The sequence below is a fragment of the Pseudomonas sp. F01002 genome, assembly GCF_004402115.1.
Lineage (GTDB): Bacteria > Pseudomonadota > Gammaproteobacteria > Pseudomonadales > Pseudomonadaceae > Aquipseudomonas > Aquipseudomonas frigoris.
On record NZ_SOPU01000018.1, the window covers coordinates 262,991 to 287,673 of the forward strand.

Genomic DNA, 24,683 nt, shown 5'->3' on the forward strand with positions numbered 1-24,683 from the left:
CGATATTTAAAAGAGCAAGATCAAAAGATCGCAGCCTGCGGCAGCTCCTACAGGGTCAGCTCAACCGCCAGGCGGCAAGCCCCAGGCAGAACCAGCCGACCAGAAACGCCAGGCCGCCGAAGGGGGTGATGATCCCGAGCTTGCTGACGCCGGTTATGGTCAACAGGTACAGACTGCCGGAAAACAGCAGTATGCCGATGACAAATGATGCACCCGCCCACGTGATCAGGCGACCGGGAATCTGCGTGGCCAGCAGTGCAACGCCCAGCAAGGCCAACGTGTGCACCAATTGGTAGGTCACGCCGGTGTGGAAAATCGCCAGGTACTCGGGCGTCAGGCGGCTTTTCAAGCCATGGGCGGCAAACGCGCCAAGGGCAACGCCGGTGAAGCCGAAGAAAGCGACCAGCATCAGAAAGCCACGCAGCATGAAGAACTCCAGTCAGACTCGATCCACAGGGTCTGTATAATGGCCCGCTCAACGGGTTCGGCCAAGCCATCTCTATGCTGCGTTTATTTTTGCGACGATTCACGAAGGCCCTGCTCTGGTTCGCGGGTGGCAGCGTATTGCTGGTGCTGATCTTTCGCGTGGTACCGCCACCGGGAACCGCGTTGATGGTCGAGCGCAAGGTCGAATCCTGGTTCGACGGCGAGCCCATCGACCTGCAACGCACCTGGAAACCCTGGGATGAAATCTCTGACGACCTGAAAGTCGCGGTGATTGCCGGCGAGGATCAGAAATTCCCGGAGCATTGGGGTTTTGACTTTGGCGCGATCCAGGCCGCACTGACCCACAACGAACTCGGCGGAACGATTCGCGGCGCCAGCACCCTGAGTCAGCAGGTCTCGAAGAATCTGTTTCTGTGGTCCGGCCGCAGCTGGCTACGCAAAGGCCTGGAAGCCTGGTTTACCGGGCTGATCGAAGTGTTCTGGCCCAAGCAGCGAATTCTTGAGGTGTATCTGAACAGCGTCGAGTGGGATGACGGGGTGTTTGGCGCGGAAGCAGCAGCCAGGCATCACTTTGGCGTCGGCGCTCGCTCGCTGTCCCGGCAGCAGGCCAGTTTGCTGGCGGCGGTGTTGCCTAACCCGCGAGTGTGGAGTGCCAGTCATCCAACTAACTACGTCGCACGGCGAGCGGGATGGATTCGACAGCAGATGAGTCAGCTCGGTGGCGACAGCTACCTTGCAGGGCTCAATGATTCGCGGCGGGCGCCTTGGGCACAGTAACGCCGCAAATCCCCTGTGGGAGCGGGCTTGCTCGCGAAGGCGTCGTGTCAGTCAACATCATTGCTGGATGACACACCCCTTTCGCGAGCAAGCCCGCTCCCACATGGGTTATATGTTGGGTACAAACAAAAACGCCCCGATCAATGATCGGGGCGTTTTTTTATGCCGGAGCTGCGGTTAGGCGGCAATCGACAACTTGAGCTTGTTCATCGCGCTCTTCTCGAGCTGACGAATACGCTCGGCCGACACGTTGTACTTCTGCGCCAGGTCGTGCAGCGTGGCTTTTTCTTCTGCCAGCCAGCGCTGGTAGAGGATGTCACGACTGCGGTCGTCCAGCACTTCAAGCGCTTCGTGCAGGTTGTGGTTCGAGTTGTCGCTCCAGTCAGCATCTTCCAGTTGACGGGCCGGGTCGTACCGGTGGTCTTCCAGATAGTTGGCCGGCGATTGGAAAGCACTGTCGTCGTCCGCTTCCGCGGCCGGGTCGAAGGCCATGTCATGGCCGGTCAGGCGACTTTCCATCTCACGCACTTCCCGCGGCTCTACGCCGAGGCTTTCCGCCACACGGTGGACTTCCTCGTTGTTCAGCCACGCCAGACGCTTCTTCTGGCTGCGCAGGTTGAAGAACAGCTTGCGCTGGGCCTTGGTGGTCGCGACTTTCACAATGCGCCAGTTGCGCAGGATGAACTCGTGGATTTCCGCCTTGATCCAGTGCACAGCGAACGAAACCAGACGCACACCCATTTCCGGGTTGAAGCGCTTCACGGCCTTCATCAGGCCAACGTTGCCTTCCTGAATCAGGTCAGCCTGAGCCAGACCGTAGCCGGAATAGCTACGGGCGATATGTACAACAAAGCGCAGGTGGGCGAGCACCATCTGCCGAGCCGCCCCCAAATCCTGCTCATAATAGAGACTCTCGGCCAGTTCACGCTCCTGCTCCGGCGTCAGCAATGGAATGCTGTTCACCGTGTGCACATAAGCCTCCAGGTTCGCACCCGGGACCAGAGCATATGCAGGTTGCAAAGAATTGGTCATACGAAAAAACCTCCCACTTACATAACTCGTGCAGTTCAGCACTGCGAAAATTGACCGGAAACCGAAAGACAAGTTCCCATAAACGCTGAAAGGTCAATACGAGCAAAATGATACTACTTAGGCGCAAGCTCCCTCAGGTGGCGTGCGACTGCAATCCATGCACCGATATACCCCAACAGCACCGCGCCAAGCAAGAGAGACAGACCGTCGGCAACTGGCACTCCGGCCAGCGCGAAATCACTGCCGTACAGTCCGGCCAGCCCCACCACCGCGTCGTTCAACCAATCAAGGCCGAACGCCAATACGCCCCAGGAAAGAATCCCCGCACCGAAGCCATAAAGCGCACCCATGTACAGAAAGGGCCTGCGCACATAGCTGTCAGTGCCGCCGACGAGTTTAATCACTTCTATCTCTGTGCGGCGGTTTTCAATATGAAGACGAATGGTATTGCCTATCACCAAAAGTAATGCAGAAACCAGAAGCACGGTCAGACCGAAGACAAAACGGTCACCCAGCTTGAGGATGGCTGCCAGACGCTCGACCCAGACTAGATCAAGTTGCGCCTGTTGTACCTTGGGCAACTCGGAAAGTTTTTGTCGTAATGCTTCAAGGGCTGGCTTATCGACTTCGTTCGGCGTCACCAAAACCACGCCTGGCAGCGGGTTTTCCGGCAGTTCCTTGAGCGCCTCGCCCAAACCCGACTGCTGCTGAAACTCTTCCAGCGCCTGATCGCGGCCGACATATTCAGCATCAGCTACGCCAGGCATGCCTTTAATCTGCTCGCGCAACGACTCGCCTTCAGCGGGGCTGGTGTCGATTTGCAGGTACAGGGAAATCTGCGCCGCACGCTGCCAGGAACCGCCAAGACGCTCGACGTTACTTAGCAAAAGTGACAGGCCCATCGGCAAACTCAGGGCAACCGCCATCACCATGCAGGTGAAGAAGCTACCGATGGGCTGCTTGCCCAAACGACGCAAGCTATCGAGCAGGCTGGCGCGATGGCTCTCGACCCAGGCACGAAACAATGTGGCGAAATCCGGACCGTCATCATCGTCGCGTTTTTTCTTTTGAGGTTGCTGATCGGCGGCCTTAGGGGCCACGCGCTCGGAAACCTTGGGGCTGCGTGTCGCACTCATACGCCGGCCTCCCCGTCGCCGATCAATCGGCCGCGTTGCAGGGTCAGCATGCGGTGGCGCATGCGGGCGATCAGTGCCAGGTCGTGACTGGCAATCAACACGCTGGTGCCCAAACGGTTGATGTCTTCGAACACGCCCATGATTTCTGCCGCCAGACGTGGATCGAGGTTACCGGTCGGTTCGTCCGCCAGCAGCAAGGCCGGGCGGTGAACGATGGCGCGGGCGATGCCGACGCGCTGCTGCTGACCGGTGGACAGGTCGCCAGGATACAAATCGGTTTTGTCCGACAGCGCCACGCGCTCCAGCGCCGAATCGACGCGCTTGGCGATCTCGGCCTTGGACAGCCCAAGTATCTGCAAGGGCAGCGCGATGTTGTTGAATACCGTGCGATCGAACAGCAGCTGGTGATTCTGGAACACCACACCGATCTGCCGCCGCAGGTAAGGAATCTGTGCGTTGCTGATGGTGCTCAGGTCTTGCCCGGCCAGCAGCAATTTGCCGGTGGTCGGACGCTCCATCGCCAGCAGCAGGCGCAACAAGGTGCTTTTACCGGCGCCAGAGTGGCCGGTCACAAACAAAAACTCGCCCCGACGGACTCGAAAGCTCAGCTCATGCAAGCCGACGTGACCGTTCGGGTAGCGCTTACCGACCTGTTCGAAACGAATCATGAACGCTCCCGCTCGGCAAACAGTGCCTGGACAAAGGGTTCTGCTTCAAAAGTACGCAAATCATCGATGCCTTCACCGACGCCGATGTAGCGAATCGGCAGGCCAAACTGCTTGGCGAGGGCGAAAATCACCCCGCCTTTGGCGGTGCCATCGAGCTTGGTCAGCGCCAGGCCGGTCAGTTCGACGGTCTGGTTGAATTGTTTGGCCTGGCTGATTGCGTTCTGCCCCGTACCGGCATCAAGCACCAACAGCACCTCGTGAGGCGCGTCGGCGTCGAGTTTGCTGATAACCCGGCGAACCTTCTTCAACTCTTCCATCAAATTGTCTTTGGTGTGCAGGCGACCGGCGGTGTCGGCGATCAATACGTCGATGCCCCGGGCCTTGGCCGCTTGCACGGCATCGAAGATAACCGAAGCCGAGTCCGCGCCGGTGTGCTGGGCGATGACCGGGATCTTGTTGCGCTCGCCCCAGACCTGCAATTGTTCGACGGCGGCGGCGCGGAAGGTATCGCCGGCCGCAAGCATGACTTTCTTGCCTTCGAGCTGCAGCTTCTTCGCCAGTTTGCCGATGGTGGTGGTCTTGCCCGCACCGTTGACGCCGACGACCAGAATCACGAACGGCTTGGTCTGCGAAGTGATTTTCAGCGGTTGCTCGACGGGCTTGAGCATCGCCGCGAGTTCCGCCTGCAGGGACTTGTACAGCGCGTCGGCATCGGCCAGTTCTTTGCGAGCGACCTTCTGGGTCAGGCGCTGAATGATCACCGAAGTCGCCTCGACACCCACATCGGCGGTTAGCAGACGGGTTTCGATGTCTTCGAGCAGCTCGTCATCGATGATCTTCTTGCCCAGGAACAGGCTGGCCATGCCTTCGCCGATGCTGGCGCTGGTCTTGGACAAGCCTTGTTTCAGGCGGGCGAAGAAACCGGCTTTGGTTTCTTCAGTACGCGCGGGCTCGGCAGGCGCTTCGACGGGAACCACAGGTGCGGCGGCAACGGGAGCGACGACCGGTGCCGGCGCTTGAACAACCGGAGCAACCGGAGCAACGAATGCGGGCACAGGTTCCGGAACAACCGGTTCAGGCTCGGCCACCACCACTGGCGCGACAACCGGCTCAACCACTGGCGCTTGAACGGGTTCAGGAGCAAAGGCAGTCGGGGCTGGAATGGGTGGTGTAACGTGCGGTGCCAGCTCATCTATGACCAATGCCACCGGCTCTTCCGCCACTGGCAACGTCAGCCATGGCTCGGCAACGGGCGTGAGCGGCACCTGGGCCACGACTTCGGCGACGACATCAGGCTCAGGCTCGGTGACCGGTTGCAGCACCGGCTCGGCGATCGGCAAGACAATCGGCGCGGGCTCTTCTTCTATTACCGGCGCAGGCGTTGGCTCAGGAAGTGGTTGTGGCTGTTCGACGACGGGTTCCTGCGGCTTTTTGCGCAGCCATCCGAACAGGCTTTTCTTCTCACCAGCCGCAGCTGGGGCTTTCTTGTCGTCGTTGGAACCAAACATGGAGGACGGCTATCTCACGGTAGCGACGCGCCAAAGGGCGCCTCGGCAAATAAATATTCGATGCAGAACAGACTGCGATTGACCCAGCTTGTTCACGCGCAACATTTTGTCGAGGTGCAAACAGCACCTAAAAGGTCGACTAATACGAAGGACTGGAACGGCATCGTCGGCGAAAACGCAGAGTTTAGCTGACAAACTCAAAGCTTTAGCCGTAAACCCAAACAACCTGCTGACTGATCAAAGGCCTGATAGGCGTGGCCGCCAGTAAAACGGATCAGTATCCTAGCACCCTCTCGCCCGCCGACGCTAAGACCAAGCGGGCAGCCCCAAAGGTTTAAAAACGAATGAATGCTCTAGCCCGCCGCGCTGCAGGCCTGCTGCTCAGCACAGTTTGTCTGCCCCTTTCGGCCCTGGCTGCCGATCCACAACCCACCCACGAATTCACCCTCGATAACGGCCTGAAGGTCGTCGTGCGCGAAGACCATCGCGCGCCGGTGGTGGTTTCCCAAGTCTGGTACAAGGTCGGCTCTAGCTACGAGACCCCGGGTCAGACCGGTTTGTCCCACGCTCTGGAACACATGATGTTCAAGGGCAGCGAGAAAGTCGGCCCCGGCGAAGCTTCGCTGATCCTGCGCGACCTCGGCGCCGAAGAGAACGCGTTCACCAGCGATGACTTCACGGCGTATTACCAGGTGCTGGCCCGCGACCGTCTGGGCGTGGCCTTCGAGCTGGAAGCCGATCGCATGGCCAGCCTGCGTCTGCCGGCCGACGAGTTCGCCCGCGAGATCGAAGTCATTAAAGAAGAACGTCGCCTGCGCACTGACGACAAGCCGATGTCCAAGGCCTACGAACGCTTCAAGGCCATGGCCTACCCGGCCAGCGGTTACCACACGCCGACCATCGGCTGGATGGCTGACCTGGACCGCATGAAAGTCGAAGAGCTGCGCCATTGGTACCAATCCTGGTACGTGCCGAACAACGCCACGTTGGTGGTGGTGGGCGACGTGACCCCGGACGAGGTCAAAACCCTGGCCCAGCGCTACTTCGGTCCGATCGCCAAACGTGATGTGCCACCGGCGAAAATCCCGCTGGAACTGGCCGAACCCGGCGAACGGCAGATCACCCTGCACGTGAAGACCCAATTGCCGAGCCTGATGCTGGGTTTCAACGTGCCAAGCATCGCAACCGCTGAAGACAAACGCTCGGTCAACGCCTTGCGCCTGATCTCCGCCCTGCTCGACGGTGGCTACAGCGGACGCATCCCGACGCAACTGGAGCGCGGCGAAGAGCTGGTGTCCGGCGGTTCGTCGAGCTACGACGCCTACACCCGTGGCGACAGTCTGTTCACGTTGTCGGCAACGCCCAATACCCAGAAAAACAAAACCATGGCCCAGGCTGAAGCAGGCCTGTGGAAGTTGCTCGAACAGCTGAAAACCACCGCGCCGTCCACTGAGGAACTGGAACGCGTCCGCGCACAGGTCATCGCCGGCCTGGTCTACGAGCGGGACTCGATCACCAGCCAGGCCACCGCCATTGGCCAACTGGAAACTGTTGGCCTGTCGTGGAAGCTGATGGACACCGAACTCGCCGAGCTGGAAAGCGTGACCCCGGAAGACATCCAGAAAGCCGCCAAGCTGTATTTCACCCGCGAACGTCTCAGTGTCGCCCATGTACTGCCAGAGGAGACGACTCATGAGTGAGCGTAAAAAACCGCGCCTGGCCCTGATGGGCCTGATCGCTGTCGCATTGATCGGGTCTGCCGCATTTTACTTTTCAAAGACCGACGAATCCAAGGCCAGCGAAGCCCTCGACAAGGCCAAGGCCAGCCAGAAGCTGCAATCGCTGGCTGAACTCGACGGCAAAGCGCCAAGCCACCGCACCCTGGACGTGCAGACCTGGAAAACCGCCGAGGGCGCCAAGGTGCTGTTCGTTGAAGCCCGCGAGCTGCCGATGTTCGACATGCGCTTGATCTTCGCCGCCGGCAGCAGCCAGGACGGCGACGCACCTGGCCTCTCCGTGCTGACCAACGCCATGCTCAACGAAGGTGTGGCCGGCAAAGATGTCGGCGCCATCGCTCAGGGCTTCGAAGGCCTGGGCGCAGACTTTGGCAACGGCGCATTCAAGGACATGGCCCTGGCGTCCCTGCGCAGCCTCAGCGCCGCGGACAAACGCGAACCGGCCCTGAAGTTGTTCTCTGAAGTCGTCGGCAAACCGACCTTCCCTGCCGATTCCTTTGCGCGCATCAAGAACCAGATGCTCGCCGGTTTCGAGTACCAGAAGCAGAACCCGGGCAAACTCGCGAGCCTGGAGCTGATGAACCGTCTGTACGGCGATCACCCGTACGCGCACTCCAGCGACGGCACGGCGAAAACCGTTCCAGCGATCACACTGGCTCAGCTGAAGGCGTTCCATGAGAAGGCCTATGCGGCTGGCAACGTGGTGATTGCGCTGGTGGGCGACCTGTCTCGTGCCGAGGCGGAGGCGATTGCTTCGCAAGTCTCCAGCGCGCTGCCAAAAGGCCCGGAGCTGGCGAAAATCCCGCAACCGGAGGAACCGAAAGCCAGCATCGGCCACATCGAGTTTCCGTCCAAGCAGACCAACCTGATGCTCGCGCAATTGGGCATCGACCGTGACGATCCGGACTACGCAGCACTGTCCATGGGTAACCAGATTCTTGGCGGCGGTGGCTTCGGCACGCGGTTGATGAGCGAAGTGCGCGAGAAGCGCGGCCTGACTTATGGCGTGTATTCGGGCTTCACCCCGATGCAGGCACGCGGCCCGTTCATGATCAACCTGCAAACCCGCGCCGAGATGAGCGAAGGCACGCTGAAACTGGTGCAGGACGTGCTCGCCGACTACCTTAAAACCGGCCCGACCCAGAAAGAACTCGACGACGCCAAGCGTGAACTGGCCGGCAGCTTCCCGCTGTCCACCGCAAGCAACGCCGATATCGTCGGCCAACTCGGCGCCATGGGCTTCTACAACCTGCCGCTGAGTTATCTGGATGACTTCATGCGTGAGTCCCAGAGCCTGACGGTCGAACAGGTCAAAACCGCACTGAACAAACACTTGAGCACGGATAAAATGGTCATCGTCAGCGCTGGCCCGACCGTGCCGCAAAAGCCGTTACCGGCCCCAACTGATAAACCTGCCGAGCAACCGCTCGGGGTTCCGGAGCATTAATGGCCACTCGTCCTAAAAAACCCGTTCACAACGTACACAACGGCGTGAACCAACTGCGCATTATCGGCGGCGAATGGGGCAGCCGGAAGCTGAGCTTCCCGGACGCACCGGGCCTGCGTCCGACGCCGGACCGGGTGCGTGAAACCCTGTTCAACTGGCTCGCGCCATATGTCGCTGGCGCCAAGGTTCTGGACCCGTTCGCCGGCAGCGGCGCGTTGTTCCTCGAAGCCTTGTCCCGTGGCGCGGCCATGGGTCAGGCGCTGGACGCCAGTAACATCGCGGTCGCCAGCATCAAGGAACATCTGGGCACGCTGCGCTGCACCACCGGCCAGGTGCAGACTGCCGATGCCCTGCGCTACCTGGAAACCCAGACAGCGACCGCTTACGACGTGGTGTTCCTCGACCCGCCGTTCAACCAGAACCTGTTGCCGGGCGTTTGCGCCTTGCTCGAAGAGCGCCAATGGCTGGCCGATGACGCCTGGGTCTACACCGAAAGCGAAAACGCACCGTCGGCGCTTGGCTTACCGGGTAACTGGCGCCTGCACCGGGAGCAGAAATCCGGGCGAGTGTTTTACGCGCTGTGGCAGCGCAGCCCGCTGGCAAACTGAAACTGTTATCGCAACGTAGCGTGAAACAAGGCATCAAGTGCGGTAAATAATTACCGCCAACGGCCTCGTCCAAGTCTCCACAGTGGTTTACGCAATTTCCGTAAACCACTGAGGATGAACACGGATGAACATCTCCCGCAGCAGGATGCTGCTCTTTTCCTGGTTACTGCCCTTCACGGTACTGGCCGAACCCGCACAACCGACCCACGAGTTCACGTTAAGCAACGGCCTGAAAGTGGTGGTGCGCGAGGACCATCGCGCCCCGGTAGTGACCTCACAACTCTGGCTCAAGGTCGGCTCCAGCGATGAACCGCCGGGGAAGTCTGGCCTGTCCCATGCGCTGGAGCACATGCTCTACAAAGGCAGCAGCAAGACCTGTGCAGGTGAAGCTTCCGCCATTCTGGACAAGCTGGGCGCGTCACATATCGCCTTTACCGATAAGGACGTCACCGCCTACTACCAGACCGTGCAGCCTCACCAGTTGGGTGTCGCGTTCGAGTTGATGGCCGACATGATCTCGACCGCTCATTTGCGAGCCGAGGATTTCATTCCGGAACTTTCCGTCATTCAGGAAGAACGACGGCTACGAGTCGACGATGATCCCGACGCAATCGCGCAACACCGCCTCACCAGCATCGCCTTTCCCGCCAGCAGCTATGGCGCGCCAATCATCGGCTGGATGCACGACTTGCAACGCTTGAACGCCGATGACCTGCGTCACTGGTACCAGACCCACTACGCCCCCGGTAATGCCACGCTCGTCATTGTCGGTGACGTCACGCTGGAAAAGGTGAAGCCCCTGGTCGAGCGCTACTTCGGCGTACTTGCGGCCAGACCGTTTGTCGCGGCAAGGACATCGATGGAGTTGGCCGAGCCCGGAGAGCGAAAAATCATCCTGCACCAGGCGATCCCGGCGCCTCGATTGATCATGTCGTTCAATGTCCCGAGCCTTGCCACCGCCGAAAACCGTCGAACAGTGCATGCATTAAGGCTACTCAACACCTTGCTGGCCGGTTCGAACAGCGCACGCCTGCGTAAAAGCCTGCAATTTACCGACAGGCTGTTTTCCAGCACCTCGTCCGAATACAACACGCTTTATCGAGGTGACAGTCTGCTTACCCTCACCGCCCAGCTCCACAGCCAACGCAATGAAAGCCTCGATCAAGCACAGGCCCGTATCTGGGAACTGCTCAACGAACTCAAGTCCGCACCGCCCGACAGCGTCGAACTGGAGCGCGCCCGCACCCTGCTGATCGCCGGGCAGATCTACAACCGCGACGACATTGAAAACCAGGCGGATCACCTCGGTGCACTTGAGAGCATCGGCCTTTCCTGGCGACTGATGGAAGAGGATGTCAATGAACTGAATCAGGTAACCCCCGCAGACATTCAGCACGTCGCGCGGACGTACCTGACCCTACAACGCCTGAGCACCGCCCATGTCCTCGTGGAGAAAGCTAATGAATAAGGTCACCTGCGTGACACTGTGGCTGTTAGTGATCGGAGGCCTGCAAGGCTGTCTGGCCTTGGCCGACACCGAACCGCAGCTTCCTGCTGTGGTTCAGTCTCCACGGCTGCAATCGCTGGCAGAGCTGGACGCGCAGACACCAGCCTCGCGCGCCCTGAAAATCCACGGTTGGAAATCGCCGTCCGGTGGCAAGGTGCTGTTTATTCGCACTCCAGAACTGCCGATGTTCGACCTGCATGTCAGTTTTCCTGCCGGCAGCACGCGAGATGGTCAGCATTCCGGTCTGGCGGCAACGACGTTCAGCCTGCTTAACGAAGGCGTACCGGGCAAGGATCTCTCAGCGATTATCGAAACCTTTGATGGCCTTGGCGCAAAAACCAAAATGAGCATCGAGCAGGATCGGGCCTCATTGTCCTTGCGCAGCCTGACTGCCATCGATAAGCGCGACCCGGCGCTGTTGCTGTTTACCCAGATACTTGGCCAACCCCTGCTGACCGACGAAGCACTGGTCAACGTCAAAAAAGAACTGACCAATATCCTCAAGACCCAGCAGCAGGATCCCGAATCACAAATCACCCAAGCCATGATTGACCTGCTAATGGCTGGACACCCTTACGCCCAACCAGTCTTTGGCACAGAAAAAAGCCTGGCTGCACTCTCTCGTGAACAGGTCCAGACGTTCCATCGGCAAGCCTATAGCGCGGGGAATGTGCTGATTACCCTGGTCGGCGACCTGACACTGGAACAAGCCCAGGCGATGAGCCTGCAGGTTATCAACGCGCTGCCAGCAGGTTCCAAAATGCCCCCCGTAATTCCGGTCCCGCGCCGACAGGTCGATGCAACGTCACGGCATATCGAGCGCCCCCTGAACCAGACGCAGATCATGCTGGGGCAACCTGGCGTGACACCGCAGCACCCCGATTACATGGCGCTGAGAGTGGCCCATATGATTTTCGGTGAGCAGAAAATCTCTTCGCGACTGATGACGGAGCTGAGAGAAAAACGCGGTTTGACCTATGACGTGCAACTGAAGAACACCCTCTGGGAGGAAGGTGGTACTGCCGTCATCAGCCTGAATACCAGCCCACAGTTCAGCGAAGGTGCGGTGAAGCTGGTGCAGTCAATGTATCGCGACTACTTGCAAACGGGTCCGACACAACAGGAGCTCGACGACACCCTGCGCCAACTGCGCAGCAGCAGCGCGTTGAACAGCGCCAGCAATTCACAGATTCTTGCCCGGCTGGTCAATATCAACCAATACGACTTGCCGCTCAATCTGGATTTTTCAATCGAACAGGCTCAGAAACTGACCGTTGCGCAAGTCAGAACAGCCCTGAACAAGCACTTTGACGCGGACCAATGGTCGGTGGTGACCATAGGCCCGACCGTAGAACAACAGCCTCTGCCTCTCCCGACCAACGAGGTACCGCAGAGCATGTGTCGCGCCGAAACGGGGATTGTGGCAAGTTAGTTTCTTTGGACATAGGCGCCAGGGCCACGCTTTTCAGCCCTGCCTCCGACTGTTTGACCTTTTAGAGAAACATCGTGCTCCAGCCCAGCGAACGCTTCACCCCGGCCACCGGCCTTGGTAATCCGCACTTGCAAACCTTGTGGGGACCGCTGTGGCGCAAAACCACGCACATCGAACGCCAGCGCGAACGCTTATGGCTTGAGGATGGCGACTTTCTCGACCTCGACTGGCACGGCCCGCACAGCGCCGATGCGCCACTGGTGCTGGTGTTGCACGGCCTGACCGGGTCTTCAAATTCGCCTTACGTGGCCGGGGTGCAGAAAGCACTGGGCGCCCAAGGCTGGGCCAGCGTCGCACTGAACTGGCGCGGCTGCTCAGGCGAACCGAATCTGCTGGCACGCAGCTACCATTCCGGCGCCAGTGAAGACCTGGCCGAAACCATCAAACACCTGAAGGCCCAACGACCGCTCGCGCCGTTGTATGCGGTCGGCTATTCCCTGGGTGGCAATGTGTTGCTCAAGCACTTGGGCGAATCCGGCAGCAATAGTGGCGTGGTCGGTGCGGTGGCGGTGTCGGTGCCGTTTCGTCTCGATCAATGCGCCGACCGTATCGGCCAGGGTTTCTCCAAGGTCTATCAGGCGCATTTCATGCGGGAGATGGTGGCCTACATCAAGAACAAGCAACGCAAGTTTCAGCATGACGGACGCGAGGATGGACTGGCGGCATTGGCCGCGCTGGGCTCACTGGAGAACATGCGCACGTTCTGGGATTTCGATGGCCGGGTCACCGCGCCGCTGAACGGTTTTGCCGATGCCGAAGATTACTATCGCCGCGCTTCGAGTCGCTATTTCCTCGGCGAAATTCGTACGCCGACCCTGATCATTCAAGCGGCCGATGACCCGTTTGTCTTTCCTCATAGCCTGCCGCACGCCGACGAATTGTCCGCCTGCACTCAATTCGAGTTACAGACCAAGGGTGGGCATGTCGGCTTCGTCGATGGTTCGCTCAGGCAACCGGGTTACTACCTGGAACGCCGCATCCCGCAATGGCTGACCGCCGTGGGGCGCCAGTAAGGCCATGGACGTCGACCAGGGCGAGTCGATCCGATTCTGGCAAACAGCGCCGTTGGCCGGCGTCGAGTTATTGTCCGCGCGCTACATCGAACACCGTTTCGCGCCTCATGTGCATGACGGTTATGTGATTGGCATGATCATGGCGGGTGCCCAACGCTATCGCTATCGCGGCGCCGAACACCTGGCGGGCAGCGGCACGCTGGTGCTGATCAATCCGGATGAACTGCACACCGGCCATAAAGGCACGGAGGATGGCTGGTTGTATCGGGCGTTCTATCCGGACAGCGGTCAGATTCTGTCGCTGTTGGCGGAGCTGGAACTGCCGACCAACAACTTGCCGGCGTTCGCCGCGACGCTGTATCGCGATCCGGATCTGGTGAAGGGTTTCTGCCAACTGCATCGTCTGCTGGAGAGTCCGTCCACGGCCTTGCAACAACAAACGGTCTGGCGGGAAATGATGCTGTTGCTGCTGCAACGGCACGCAGCGGTACCGATTGCAGGCAAGCCGGGCAAGGAACATCGGGCGGTGACGCTGGCCAAGGATCTGCTGCAAGCACAATTGGCGACGCCGCCTTCGCTGGAGGAACTGGCAGCGGCGGTCAACCTTTCGCCCTTCCACTTCGCCCGGGTGTTCCGCCGCGCCACTGGCATGCCGCCACACACCTGGCTGATGCAGCAGCGCATCGCCCGGGCGCGAGCGCTGTTACAGAATGGTTGCTTACCGTTGGAAGTGGCGACGCAGTTGGGGTTTGCTGACCAGAGTCATCTGAGTCGGCAGTTCAAGCAGGTTTACGGCGTGGGGCCGGGCGCGTATCGCAACGCCCGCCTACGGTGATATCTCAAAGCACCTAATACCCATGTGGGAGCGAGCTTGCTCACGATGGGGCAATCAAATTCAACAATGATGTTGACTGACAGTCCGCTATCGCGAGCAAGCTCGCTCCCACATTGGATCTGTGTTTAATCGCCTTTGGCGATGCCGTGTGCAGGATCGTTGATCCACTCGCTCCATGAACCGGCATACAACGATCCCAACGGATAACCCGCCAGACACAACGCAAACAGGTTGTGACAGGCCGTCACGCCAGAACCGCAGTACGCCACCAGATCGGTCGGCGAACGATCACCGAGCTTCTCGGCAAAACGCTGTTTGAGCTGATCGGCCGGCAGAAAACGCCCGTCGCTGCCCAGGTTGTCGGTGAACGCCGCACATTGCGCGCCGGGGATGTGCCCGGCAATCGGGTCGATCGGCTCTACTTCGCCCTTGAAACGCGGCAAGCCGCGGGCATCGAGCAAGGTCAGCGCAGGCTGGCCGAGACGTTGTTGGAGCTGTTCGGCGCTCAAGATCAGCGCGTTGTCCGGCGTCCCCGTGAAGGTGCCCCGTTCAATCTGCGGCGCATCAAGACTCAGGGGCAAACCGGCCGCGTGCCAGGCCTTGAGTCCGCCATCCAGAATGAACACGCCGTCACGTTTGCCCAGCCAGGCCAGCAACCACCAGGCCCGCGCCGCGTAGGCACCCGGACCGTCGTCGTACAAAATCACATCGCTGTCGGCGTTGACGCCCCAGGCTTGCAGACGTTCGATCAAGTCTTCAGGTTCAGGCAGCGGATGACGCCCGGTCACACCCTTGATCAATGTCCCGCTCAAATCACGCTCAAGATCGGCAAAGCTCGACCCGGCAATATGCCCTTCGGCATAGCTGCGCTGACCGTAATCCGGGTCTTCGAGGGCAAAACGACAATCCAGAATCACCAGCCCCGGCTGCTCCTTTTTCAGGTCCAACGCTTGCGGGCTGATCAGTTGCGCAATGGGCATAACGGGCTCCTGCGATTTTGGCGATGGTTGATCCTACTGCACTTTCTATCCCACTTCTTCCAGTGCTTGGGCCAGCGGCACGTAAAACTCCTCGAACAGCGCATTCACCGAATCGCGAGACTGATCCGTGACAAAACCGGCCTCAAGCACCAGCACCTGATACACCCCACGTTTAATGGCCTGTTCGCTCAGGTGATTGGAGTTTTCACGGGTGGTGCAGAGAAAACGCACCCAGGACGTCAGGATGATCCAGGCATTGAGCGTCAGGGATTCGATCTGAACCTTGTCCATTTGCAGGATGCCGGCCTCGACGAAGCCCGCGTAGATGTGCGTGCCATGGATCAGACAGCGTTGGGAAAAGCGCCGATAGCGGGCGGCCAACTCCGGATCACTGTCGAGCAAGTGCTCCAGATCGCGGTGCAAAAACCGGTAGCGCCACATGGCGGCCAGCAATTCCTGGAGGTAGAAGCGCTTGTCTTCGACCGTGGCGGCACGGCCCTGGGGCGGGCGCAGGAAGCTGTCCACCAGGCTTTCGTACTCACTGAACAGCACGGCGATGATCGCCTGCTTGTTGGGGAAGTGGTAGTACAGGTTGCCCGGGGAAATTTCCATGTGGGCAGCAATGTGGTTGGTGCTGATGCTGCGCTCACCCTGCTGATTGAACAGCTCCAGGCTGTTCTGCACGATGCGCTCGCTGGTTTTGATCCGAGGGGCCATGGCTTGGGCTTTAATTCAAAGTGCGTTGACCGGCATCTTACGACCTATCCGCAGGTGGATAAAACAAAGCTGCGCCAGGATGTCATTTGACTTTCTAGAGCATAGACTCTAAAAAGTCCCTTATTACAATAAATCCGGAGCCTACCATGACTGCTGACATCGCCTACTTGCAGAACCTGCAGCAGCCCCTGGAAGAGCTCCAGACCCTGTTCGACGCCCAACGCGCGGCGTATGCCGCCAACCCAATGCCACCCGCCGCCCAGCGCCAGCAATGGCTCAAAGCCCTGCGCGATCTGTTGAGCAATGAGCGCCAGGCTCTGATCGATGCCATCAGCCAGGATTTCAGCCACCGCAGCGCCGATGAAACCCTGCTCGCCGAACTGATGCCCAGCCTGGACGGCATTCACTACGCCAGTCAGCACCTCAAAGGCTGGATGAAGGCGTCGAAACGCAAGGTCGGGATTGCCTTTCAACCCGCGGCGGCCAAAGTCGTTTATCAACCTTTGGGTGTGGTCGGGGTGATCGTGCCGTGGAACTACCCGCTGTATCTGGCCATCGGCCCGTTGGTAGGCGCGTTGTCGGCAGGCAATCGGGTGATGCTCAAGCTCAGCGAATCGACCCCCGCCACCGGTTTGTTGCTCAAGGAACTGCTGGGCCGAATCTTCCCGCAAGACCTGGTCTGCGTGGTACTGGGCGAAGCCGATATCGGCGTAGCGTTCTCCAGATTGCGTTTCGATCACCTGCTGTTCACTGGCGCCACCAGTATCGGCAAACACGTGATGCGTGCGGCGGCCGAAAACCTGACCCCGGTGACCCTCGAACTCGGCGGCAAATCCCCGGCCATTGTGTCCCGCGACGTGCCGCTCAAGGACGCTGCCGAACGCATCGCCTTCGGCAAGACGCTCAACGCCGGGCAGACCTGCGTGGCCCCGGACTATGTGCTGGTGCCGGAGGATCGCGTCGGAGCTTTCGTCGAAGCCTATCGTCAGGCGGTTCGTGGGTTTTATCCGACCTTGACCGACAACCCGGACTACACCGCGATCATCAATGACCGACAATTGGCACGCCTCAACGGCTACATCAGCGACGCCACCAGCAAGGGCGCGCTGCTGATTCCGCTGTTCGACAAGGGCCAGGGGCGCCGCATGAGCCACAGCCTGCTGCTCAACGTCAGCAACGACATGATGGTGATGCAGGACGAAATCTTCGGTCCGCTGTTGCCGATCGTTCCCTACAAGGATCTGGATCAGGCCTTTGCCTATATCAATGAACGACCCCGTCCGCTGGCCCTGTATTACTTCGGCTACGACAAGCGTGAGCAACACCGCGTACTTCACGAAACCCATTCCGGCGGCGTGTGCCTGAACGACACCCTGCTGCACGTCGCTCAGGACGATATGCCATTCGGCGGGATCGGCGCCTCGGGCATGGGCCATTACCACGGCCACGAAGGTTTCCTGACCTTCAGCAAAGCCAAAGGTGTGCTGATCAAACAGCGGTTCAATGCGGCGAAATTGATCTACCCGCCGTACGGAAAATCCATTCAGAAGCTGATTCAGAAGCTGTTTATCCGCTAACGATCATCCCCTTCGGGTAATAACTATAATGAGCCCAAGTCTGTCCGATACACCCGCGCTGTCACGGCGCGGCTTGCTTAAATTCAGCCTGGGTGCCAGCGCTTTTCTCGCCACCGCCGGTTTGGGAGCGAGCCTCAGCGGTTGCTCATCGAGCCTGCCGGCCAGCGGTTTCGCGATTCTGCGCAGCGGTGACTTGCTGTTTTTGCGGGCACTGATTCCGGTGATGCTCGACGGCGCTGTGGCCATCGAGAAAATGCCGACGGCCGTCGGTGAAACCCTGCACTGCCTGGACAACGGTCTGAATCATCTGTCGCCGGAAATGCTCAAGCTGACCCGACAGTTATTCGATGTGCTGGGAATGAGCATCACCCGCGGCCCACTGACCGGGATCTGGGGCAGCTGGGAAAACGCCAGTGCCGACGAGATCCGGCACTTTCTCGATCGCTGGGAAAACAGCTCGTTAAGTCTGCTGCGCATGGGCCATAGCTCGCTGCTGCAACTGGTGATGATGGCGTGGTACAGCCGGGCGGAGTCGTGGGCGCATTGCGGGTATCCCGGGCCGCCAACGGTCTGAAACCATGGAGCCCCCTTCGCGAGCAAGCCCGGCTCCCACATTGACCGCGTAAACCCTGGAGCCGAGCTTGCTCGCGATGGCGTCAGTCGCCTCACTACTTCTTCCAAATAATAAAAAGAGACCCTGAAGATGCCCGTACCCGATCCGTTCCGCGAAGGCCAGGCCCGTGGCTGGAAAACCTATAACGGTTCACAACTGACCCAGGACCTGACCCTCGAAGCGGACGTGGCGATTATCGGCAGCGGCGCGGGCGGTGGCACCACCGCCGAAATCCTCAGCGCCGCGGGCTACAAGGTATTGCTGATCGAGGAAGGCCCGCTCAAGACCAGCAGCGACTTCAAGATGCTCGAAGACCAGGCCTACACCAGCCTCTATCAGGAAGGTATCGGCCGCATGAGCAAGGACGGCGCAATCACCATCCTCCAGGGCCGGGCGGTGGGCGGCACCACGCTGATCAACTGGACCTCCAGTTTTCGCACGCCGGATCCGACCCTCGACCACTGGGCCAAGGAACACGACGTCAAAGGCCACGCGCCGGCCGAGATGGCGCCGTGGTTCGAGAAAATGGAACAACGCCTGGGCGTCGCACCCTGGATGGTCCCGCCCAACGCCAACAACGACGTGATCCGCAAAGGCTGCGAAAAACTCGGCTACGCCTGGCATGTGATCCCGCGCAACGTGCGTGGTTGCTGGAACCTCGGGTACTGCGGCATGGGTTGCCCGACCAACGCCAAGCAATCGATGCTGGTCACAACCATCCCGGCGACCCTGGAAAAAGGTGGGGAGTTGCTCTATCTGGCTCGTGCCGAAAAGCTCTTGATCAGCGGCGACAAGGTCACGGGCTTGCATTGCGTAGCGATGGACGACCGCTGCGTCGCGCCTACCGGACAGACGATCACGGTCAAGGCGCGGCATTACGTGCTGGCCGGGGGCGGGATCAACAGCCCGGCGTTGCTCATGCGCTCCGAGGCACCGGATCCGCACAAACGGCTGGGTAAACGGACTTTTCTACACCTGGTGAACATGTCGGCTGGGCTGTTCGACGAGGTGATCAACCCGTTTTATGGCGCGCCACAGTCGATCTATTCCGACCATTTCCAATGGCAGGATGGCACCTCCGGAAAAATGTCTTACAAACTCGAAGTGCCGCCGCTGCACCCGGCACTGGCCACGACGTTGCTCGGCGGTTTCGGCAAGGAAAACGCCCAGCACATGGAAAACCTGCCCCACACCCACGCCATGTTGGCGTTGCTGCGGGACGGCTTTCACCCGGACAGCCCCGGCGGCAGCGTCGAGTTGCGCAGTGACGGCACGCCGGTGCTCGACTATCAGGTTTCACCCTATGCCTGGGACGGATTGCGTCGGGCGTTCCACAGCATGGCCGAGATCCAGTTCGCGGGCGGTGCCCATGCGGTAATGCCAATGCACGCGGATGCTCGCTACGTGAAAACCCTGACCGAAGCGCGCACGCTGATCGACGGCCTGAGCCTTGAGCTGTATCGCACACGCCTGGGCAGCGCCCATGTGATGGGCGGTTGTGCCATGGGTGAAGACCCGAAAAACGCCGTGACCGACAGCCTCGGCCGGCATCATCAGTTAGGCAACCTGTCGATTCATGACGGCTCGCTGTTCCCCACCAGCATTGGCGCAAACCCACAATTGTCGCTCTACGGGCTGACGGCGCAGCTGGCAACTTCTTTGGCCGAACGTTTGAAAAACCCATGAAAATGGAGAATATTCCAATGGTCTATAGTGCTTTCTTACCCAAAAGGCGACTTGGCCGACCGGGAAGGCTGCGATACCATCCGACTCCCCAACGGACTCCCGCCAGGACGACGCGATGAACCGAGTGTTGTACCCAGGTACCTTCGACCCTATTACCAAGGGCCATGGCGATCTGGTCGAACGCGCCGCGCGCCTGTTCGATCATGTGATCATCGCCGTCGCCGCCAGCCCGAAGAAAAACCCGTTGTTTCCCCTGGAACAGCGTGTGGCGCTGGCCCGCGAGGTCACTAAACATCTGCCGAACGTTGAAGTCGTCGGCTTCTCGACGTTGCTGGCGCATTTCGCCAAAGAGAAGAACGCCAACGTGTTCCTGCGTGGTTTGCGTGCGGTATCGGACTTCGAATACGAATTCCAGCTGGCCAACATGAACCGTCAGCTGGCACCGGATGTGGAAAGTTTGTTTCTTACCCCGTCCGAGCGTTATTCGTACATTTCCTCGACGCTGGTCCGTGAAATTGCAGCCCTGGGCGGTGATATCACCAAGTTCGTCCACCCTGTGGTGGCGGACGCCCTGAACGAACGCTTCAAAAAGTAGGAGCTGCCGCAGGCTGCGATCTTTTCCCTTGATCGCGCCCGCGTGCACTGCGGGCGCCAATGCGGCACAATTGTGCGCATTGGTTTATTGCGCCCGGGCCTTCCGCCCTGGCTGGAGTTAGCATGTCCCTGATCATCACCGACGATTGCATCAACTGCGACGTCTGCGAACCCGAGTGCCCGAACGCCGCCATCTCCCAGGGCGAAGAGATCTACGTGATCGACCCGAACCTGTGCACCCAGTGCGTCGGCCACTACGACGAACCTCAGTGCCAGCAAGTTTGCCCGGTGGATTGCATTCCGCTGGACGAGGCGCACCCGGAGACTGAAGAGCAGTTGATGGAGAAGTACCGGAAGATTACTGGCAAGGCTTGAGTCAGAGATTTTTGTAGCGTTTGTAAGGGCCTCATCGCGAGCAAGCTCGCTCCCACAGTTGATCGCGGTCTAATGTGGGAGCGAGCTTGCTCGCGATGAGGCCATCAGCCACACCCAAGAATTAACCGACTTCACTCCCGCTGCTCAAACCCTTCTCCGATACACCCCAAGCACCGCACGAACGCCGCTTTCGCCGGGTCGACCACCAACGCCTGCCCCGCATCGCCAACGCCGCCACCCAACGCGGTAAACGGCAACGACACCACAAACGCTCCGGCACCAATCACCGTCGCCACGACCAACAAAGGTCGGGCGATCAGCAAATCGCCGAGCATGGCGTACGCCGGGGGATTCTGGATGGTGTAACGCGGGTCGCCGCTGCCCGTGTTTGCTGCCGGCGCTGGCGCACCGACGCTCAGCAGCAAAACGACGACAAGGGTTCGAAACAGGTTCATGGCACGGTCCTTGGGCTAAGCAGTCAGAACACTGACTATAGACCCTGGGCGTATCAGCTCTGACAACGCGGGCAAAAGACGCTGGCGCGCTGCCCGAGCTTCACTTCCCGCAACTCCGTGCCGCAGACCTTGCAGGGCGCACCGCGACGGCCGTACACGAACAGTTCCTGCTGGAAATATCCCGGCTGACCGTCACCGCCGATAAAGTCTCGCAGCGTGGTGCCGCCGCGCTCGATAGCGGCCGCCAGGATGCGTTTGATCTCGATCGCCAGTTTCAGATAACGCGCCCGAGAGATGCTTTTGGCCTCACGACGCGGGTCGATACCGGCGGCGAACAACGCTTCGGTTGCATAGATATTACCCACGCCGACCACCACCGCGTTGTCCATGATGAACGGTTTGACCGCCATGGATCGCCCGCGGGACTGCTGGAACAAGCGCTCGCCGTCGAACAGGTCGGTCAACGGCTCCGGCCCCAGGCGAATCAACAACTCATGGTTGAGTGGGTCAAGGCTCCAGAGCATCGCGCCGAACCGTCGCGGGTCGGTGTAACGCAGGGCCAGACCGGATTCCAGTTCGATGTCCACATGCTCATGCTTGGCCACCGGCGTGCCGATTTCCACCAGACGCAGATTTCCCGACATCCCCAAATGGCTGATCAGCGTGCCGACTTCGGCATTGATCAGCAGGTACTTCGCGCGTCTTTCCACCAGCACGATGCGCTGGCCAGACAGCCGCACATCCAGGTCTTCGGGAATCGGCCAGCGCAAGCGCCGCTCACGCACGATCACCCGGCTGACGCGCTGGCCTTCCAGGTGCGGCGCAATCCCGCGGCGAGTGGTTTCGACTTCAGGCAGTTCCGGCATGGTGCTCTCGAGTCAGGCGGTGCAACGCTCAGCGGTGAGCGCCAAGGTCACGAATCGTTTGTTTGAGGGTCTCGAAGTCGTAGTCCGAGAGGCCAACGTAATCGAGAACCAAAGGCCCGATGCTGTTCCACTCATGATCCTCGGTCTGGTTGCCCAGCACCCGGTAGGACGCACAAATGTGTTCGGCCATCTTCAGGATCGCCAGCAGGTTTTTCAGCTGGCTGTTGCGCGACGACTCATCGCTGAAGATCGCCAACGCATTGTGGTGATTGGCGATGGCGGCGGTCACATGCTCCGGCAGGCGCCAGGATTTGGCGGTGTAATAACCCACCACCGCATGATTGGTATTGAACACCCTATTCTCAGTGTCCACCACCCGACATTCGGCGCTGGCACTGGCGTAGGCCTCTTCCAGAACGGTCATGTAGTTGGGGAAACGCTGGAGCATCAGCGGCACGCCGCAGTCATGGAACAGACCCAGGGCGTACGCTTCATCGCCGGCCTGGGCGCCGATACGCTTGGCCAGGGTCAGGCAGGTCATCGCCACGTCCTGAGCGGTATCCCAGAAACGATTCAAGGTGACGATGGTGTCGTCGTTCATTTCGCCCTTGATCGACTGCGCGTTGATCAGGTTGATGATCGAGCGGCTGCCCAGCAGATTCACCGCACGCTGAATCGAGGCGATCTTGTTGCTCAAGCCGTAATACGGCGAGTTGACGATTTTCAACAAGGCGCCAGAGAGACCCGGATCCTGGGAGATCAGCTTCGCGATCACCTCCAGATCCGGATCGGGCATGTACTGTTCCATCTGCAAATCCACCATGATTTGCGGCTGGGCCGGCACGCTGATGCCTTGCAGGGACTGTTGAATCTGTTCGGTAGTCAGCTCTGGGGACATAAGTACACACTCTGGGACAGGCGGCGATTCTAACCCTTATAAAGTTGGATCCGACACCTTGGCCGGCCCATCGTCTGAAGTTTCATCAAATGCCGGCCCTTCCTCACCGCATGTCCATCCGCCAAACCGTGGCCGTGCGCAACACGCTATACTCCCGCTCTTTTTTCCGGAGCGACGTCATGTCCCTGCCTAGCCTGCGCCTCAAAGCCAACGCCGACCGTCGCCTGCGAAACGGCCATTTGTGGGTCTATAGCAACGAAATCGATGTAGCTGCTACTCCTTTGCACGGTTTCAAGGCCGGCGACCAGGCGATCCTCGAAGCAGCCAGCGGCAAGCCGCTGGGCATCGTTGCCATGAGCCCGAACAACCTGATCTGCGCCCGCCTCTTGTCGCGCGACATCAAGTTGCCGCTGGACAAGTCGCTGCTGGTGCATCGCCTGAACGTCGCGCTGTCCCTGCGCGATCGCCTGTTCGACAAGCCGTTCTATCGCCTGGTCTACGGCGATTCCGACCTGCTTCCAGGTCTGGTAGTCGACCGTTTCGGCGACATCCTGGTGGTACAGATCGCTTCGGCAACCATGGAAGCCCATAAAGAAGACGTGATCGCAGCGCTGACCCAAGTGATCAAGCCTAGCGGCATTCTGTTCAAGAACGACTCCGCTGCCCGTGATGCCGAAGGCCTCAACCGCTACGTCGAAACCGTGTTCGGCCTGGTGCCGGAGTGGGTTGCCCTGGAAGAAAACGGCGTGAAATTCGAAGCGCCCGTCATCCAGGGACAAAAAACCGGCTGGTTCTACGACCACCGCATGAACCGCGCGCGTCTGGCACCTTACGCCAAAGGCAAACGCGTGCTGGACCTGTACAGCTACATCGGTGGTTGGGGCGTGCAAGCGGCTGCGTTCGGCGCCAGTGAAGTGTTCTGCGTCGACGCATCGGCCTTCGCCCTCGACGGCGTCGAGCGCAACGCCGCGCTGAACGGTTTCGCCGACAAGATGACCTGCATTGAAGGCGACGTGTTTGAAGCCCTGAAAGAGCTGAAAGCCAGCGAAGAGCGTTTCGACGTGATCGTTGCCGATCCTCCGGCGTTCATCAAACGCAAGAAAGACATGAAAAACGGTGAAGGTGCCTACCGTCGCCTGAACGAGCAAGCCATGCGCCTGCTCAGCAAGGACGGCATCCTGGTCAGCGCTTCATGCTCGATGCACCTGCCGGAAGACGATCTGCAGAACATCCTGCTGACCAGCGCCCGTCACCTGGACCGCAACATCCAGATCCTGGAGCGTGGCGGTCAGGGCCCGGATCACCCGGTTCACCCGGCCATCGCCGAAACTCGCTACATCAAGAGCATCACCTGCCGTCTGCTGCCAAACAGCTGATTACGCCGGTTTGACGGGGAGCCAGCCGGCTCCCCGTTCTGTTATCTGTAATTGAATTCTCCAACTTCCTACTCCAGCGGTCTTAATGACTTGCAGGACGTTTCGCTTTGTCTTTTATTTTAGCGGACAGAACTTACAAGATTCATCCAACCCTCAGATTGATCCGACAAGATTACTGGAACATTCCTACTCAATCTCCCCTTGATAAGAACTCATTACAAACTATGATTAAGTCGTCACAAAGGAGTGACACTCACTATCCATTACAAGGAGTTCAAAACATGAAAGCAATTACTCTGGAAGCAAACAAAATCGCCAACCTGTCTTTTCTGGTTGCTCC

24 protein-coding genes and 1 pseudogene are annotated in these 24,683 nt (G+C 59.6%); 15 read left to right on the forward strand and 10 right to left on the reverse strand.

Going from position 1 to position 24,683, the window contains the following annotated elements:
• Positions 1 to 55: 55 nt before the first annotated feature.
• Entirely contained in the window at positions 56 to 427 is a 372-nt protein-coding gene (locus E3W21_RS15000) for a DUF423 domain-containing protein (protein ID WP_129440332.1), read from the reverse strand.
• A 74-nt stretch (positions 428 to 501) separates the two neighbouring features.
• Here E3W21_RS15000 and mtgA point away from each other — a divergent pair, with 74 nt between their 5' ends.
• Positions 502 to 1,224, forward strand: a complete 723-nt coding sequence (gene mtgA / locus E3W21_RS15005) for a monofunctional biosynthetic peptidoglycan transglycosylase (protein WP_134420684.1) — start codon at positions 502 to 504, stop codon at positions 1,222 to 1,224.
• Positions 1,225 to 1,239: 15 nt separating this feature from the next.
• Positions 1,240 to 1,326: pseudogene (locus E3W21_RS31770) on the forward strand (DUF4381 domain-containing protein); the annotation flags it as partial.
• Between the two features lie 75 nt (positions 1,327 to 1,401).
• Here the strand turns inward: E3W21_RS31770 and rpoH are convergent.
• The 4 genes from rpoH to ftsY all read right to left on the reverse strand — a co-directional run bounded on the left by rpoH (position 1,402) and on the right by ftsY (position 5,568).
• Complete coding sequence (rpoH, locus tag E3W21_RS15015) at positions 1,402 to 2,256, reverse strand: RNA polymerase sigma factor RpoH (protein WP_007897890.1); 855 nt, start codon at positions 2,254 to 2,256, stop codon at positions 1,402 to 1,404.
• A 113-nt stretch (positions 2,257 to 2,369) separates the two neighbouring features.
• Positions 2,370 to 3,392 (reverse strand): permease-like cell division protein FtsX, encoded by a 1,023-nt coding sequence (gene ftsX / locus E3W21_RS15020; protein ID WP_134420686.1) that lies wholly within the window; start codon positions 3,390 to 3,392, stop codon positions 2,370 to 2,372.
• Complete coding sequence (gene ftsE, locus E3W21_RS15025; protein ID WP_008152655.1) at positions 3,389 to 4,060, reverse strand: cell division ATP-binding protein FtsE; 672 nt, start codon at positions 4,058 to 4,060, stop codon at positions 3,389 to 3,391. Before ftsE ends, ftsX begins: the two co-directional genes overlap by 4 nt.
• Positions 4,057 to 5,568: a signal recognition particle-docking protein FtsY gene (gene ftsY / locus E3W21_RS15030; RefSeq protein WP_134420688.1), complete on the reverse strand. Its 1,512-nt coding sequence runs from the start codon at positions 5,566 to 5,568 to the stop codon at positions 4,057 to 4,059. The genes ftsE and ftsY overlap by 4 nt, the downstream gene beginning before the upstream one ends.
• Before the next feature lie 344 nt (positions 5,569 to 5,912).
• Here ftsY and E3W21_RS15040 point away from each other — a divergent pair, with 344 nt between their 5' ends.
• From E3W21_RS15040 to E3W21_RS15070, 7 genes are all read left to right on the forward strand, one after another.
• Entirely contained in the window at positions 5,913 to 7,268 is a 1,356-nt protein-coding gene (locus E3W21_RS15040; protein WP_134420690.1) for a pitrilysin family protein, read from the forward strand.
• On the forward strand, positions 7,261 to 8,751 hold the full coding sequence (locus E3W21_RS15045) for a pitrilysin family protein (protein ID WP_134420692.1): 1,491 nt from the start codon (positions 7,261 to 7,263) through the stop codon (positions 8,749 to 8,751). The genes E3W21_RS15040 and E3W21_RS15045 overlap by 8 nt, the downstream gene beginning before the upstream one ends.
• Complete coding sequence (gene rsmD, locus E3W21_RS15050; protein WP_134420694.1) at positions 8,751 to 9,359, forward strand: 16S rRNA (guanine(966)-N(2))-methyltransferase RsmD; 609 nt, start codon at positions 8,751 to 8,753, stop codon at positions 9,357 to 9,359. The genes E3W21_RS15045 and rsmD overlap by 1 nt, the downstream gene beginning before the upstream one ends.
• Positions 9,360 to 9,483: 124 nt before the next feature.
• Positions 9,484 to 10,827: a pitrilysin family protein gene (locus E3W21_RS15055; protein WP_134420696.1), complete on the forward strand. Its 1,344-nt coding sequence runs from the start codon at positions 9,484 to 9,486 to the stop codon at positions 10,825 to 10,827.
• Positions 10,820 to 12,298 carry a pitrilysin family protein gene (locus E3W21_RS15060; RefSeq protein ID WP_134420698.1) on the forward strand — a complete coding sequence of 493 codons (1,479 nt, stop codon included), beginning with the start codon at positions 10,820 to 10,822 and terminating at the stop codon, positions 12,296 to 12,298. The genes E3W21_RS15055 and E3W21_RS15060 overlap by 8 nt, the downstream gene beginning before the upstream one ends.
• A gap of 74 nt (positions 12,299 to 12,372) precedes the next feature.
• The gene (locus tag E3W21_RS15065; RefSeq protein WP_134420700.1) at positions 12,373 to 13,371 is read left to right on the forward strand and encodes a hydrolase; all 999 of its coding nucleotides are present in this window, start codon (positions 12,373 to 12,375) and stop codon (positions 13,369 to 13,371) included.
• Positions 13,372 to 13,375: 4 nt separating this feature from the next.
• The gene (locus E3W21_RS15070; RefSeq protein ID WP_129440311.1) at positions 13,376 to 14,206 is read left to right on the forward strand and encodes an AraC family transcriptional regulator; all 831 of its coding nucleotides are present in this window, start codon (positions 13,376 to 13,378) and stop codon (positions 14,204 to 14,206) included.
• Between the two features lie 125 nt (positions 14,207 to 14,331).
• Here E3W21_RS15070 and E3W21_RS15075 read toward each other — a convergent pair whose 3' ends face one another.
• Together E3W21_RS15075 and E3W21_RS15080 are read right to left on the reverse strand one after the other, a co-directional pair.
• Complete coding sequence (locus tag E3W21_RS15075; RefSeq protein ID WP_134420702.1) at positions 14,332 to 15,186, reverse strand: sulfurtransferase; 855 nt, start codon at positions 15,184 to 15,186, stop codon at positions 14,332 to 14,334.
• A 45-nt stretch (positions 15,187 to 15,231) separates the two neighbouring features.
• A complete protein-coding gene (locus E3W21_RS15080) occupies positions 15,232 to 15,903 on the reverse strand; it encodes a TetR/AcrR family transcriptional regulator (protein WP_129440307.1) in 672 nt (223 codons plus the stop codon).
• A gap of 146 nt (positions 15,904 to 16,049) precedes the next feature.
• On the opposite strand from E3W21_RS15080, the gene E3W21_RS15085 reads away from it, so the two are divergent.
• From E3W21_RS15085 to E3W21_RS15105, 5 genes are all read left to right on the forward strand, one after another.
• Positions 16,050 to 17,480 (forward strand): coniferyl aldehyde dehydrogenase, encoded by a 1,431-nt coding sequence (locus E3W21_RS15085; RefSeq protein WP_134420704.1) that lies wholly within the window; start codon positions 16,050 to 16,052, stop codon positions 17,478 to 17,480.
• A gap of 28 nt (positions 17,481 to 17,508) precedes the next feature.
• Positions 17,509 to 18,054 (forward strand): twin-arginine translocation pathway signal protein, encoded by a 546-nt coding sequence (locus E3W21_RS15090; RefSeq protein ID WP_129440303.1) that lies wholly within the window; start codon positions 17,509 to 17,511, stop codon positions 18,052 to 18,054.
• Between the two features lie 129 nt (positions 18,055 to 18,183).
• Complete coding sequence (locus tag E3W21_RS15095; protein ID WP_134420706.1) at positions 18,184 to 19,779, forward strand: GMC family oxidoreductase; 1,596 nt, start codon at positions 18,184 to 18,186, stop codon at positions 19,777 to 19,779.
• Between the two features lie 115 nt (positions 19,780 to 19,894).
• Positions 19,895 to 20,374, forward strand: a complete 480-nt coding sequence (gene coaD / locus E3W21_RS15100) for a pantetheine-phosphate adenylyltransferase (protein ID WP_123368514.1) — start codon at positions 19,895 to 19,897, stop codon at positions 20,372 to 20,374.
• 122 nt (positions 20,375 to 20,496) lie between these two features.
• Positions 20,497 to 20,748: a YfhL family 4Fe-4S dicluster ferredoxin gene (locus E3W21_RS15105; protein ID WP_003195146.1), complete on the forward strand. Its 252-nt coding sequence runs from the start codon at positions 20,497 to 20,499 to the stop codon at positions 20,746 to 20,748.
• Between the two features lie 131 nt (positions 20,749 to 20,879).
• Here the strand turns inward: E3W21_RS15105 and E3W21_RS15110 are convergent, their stop codons facing one another.
• From E3W21_RS15110 to E3W21_RS15120, 3 genes are read right to left on the reverse strand one after another with little or no spacing between them, the layout of a single operon-like run.
• Complete coding sequence (locus E3W21_RS15110) at positions 20,880 to 21,203, reverse strand: multidrug transporter (protein ID WP_134420708.1); 324 nt, start codon at positions 21,201 to 21,203, stop codon at positions 20,880 to 20,882.
• Between the two features lie 53 nt (positions 21,204 to 21,256).
• Positions 21,257 to 22,069, reverse strand: a complete 813-nt coding sequence (gene mutM, locus E3W21_RS15115) for a bifunctional DNA-formamidopyrimidine glycosylase/DNA-(apurinic or apyrimidinic site) lyase (RefSeq protein WP_129440297.1) — start codon at positions 22,067 to 22,069, stop codon at positions 21,257 to 21,259.
• 28 nt (positions 22,070 to 22,097) lie between these two features.
• Positions 22,098 to 22,913, reverse strand: a complete 816-nt coding sequence (locus E3W21_RS15120) for an HDOD domain-containing protein (RefSeq protein ID WP_166793837.1) — start codon at positions 22,911 to 22,913, stop codon at positions 22,098 to 22,100.
• A 233-nt stretch (positions 22,914 to 23,146) separates the two neighbouring features.
• On the opposite strand from E3W21_RS15120, the gene E3W21_RS15125 reads away from it, so the two are divergent.
• The gene (locus E3W21_RS15125) at positions 23,147 to 24,343 is read left to right on the forward strand and encodes a class I SAM-dependent rRNA methyltransferase (RefSeq protein WP_134420712.1); all 1,197 of its coding nucleotides are present in this window, start codon (positions 23,147 to 23,149) and stop codon (positions 24,341 to 24,343) included.
• Positions 24,344 to 24,683: the final 340 nt, after the last annotated feature.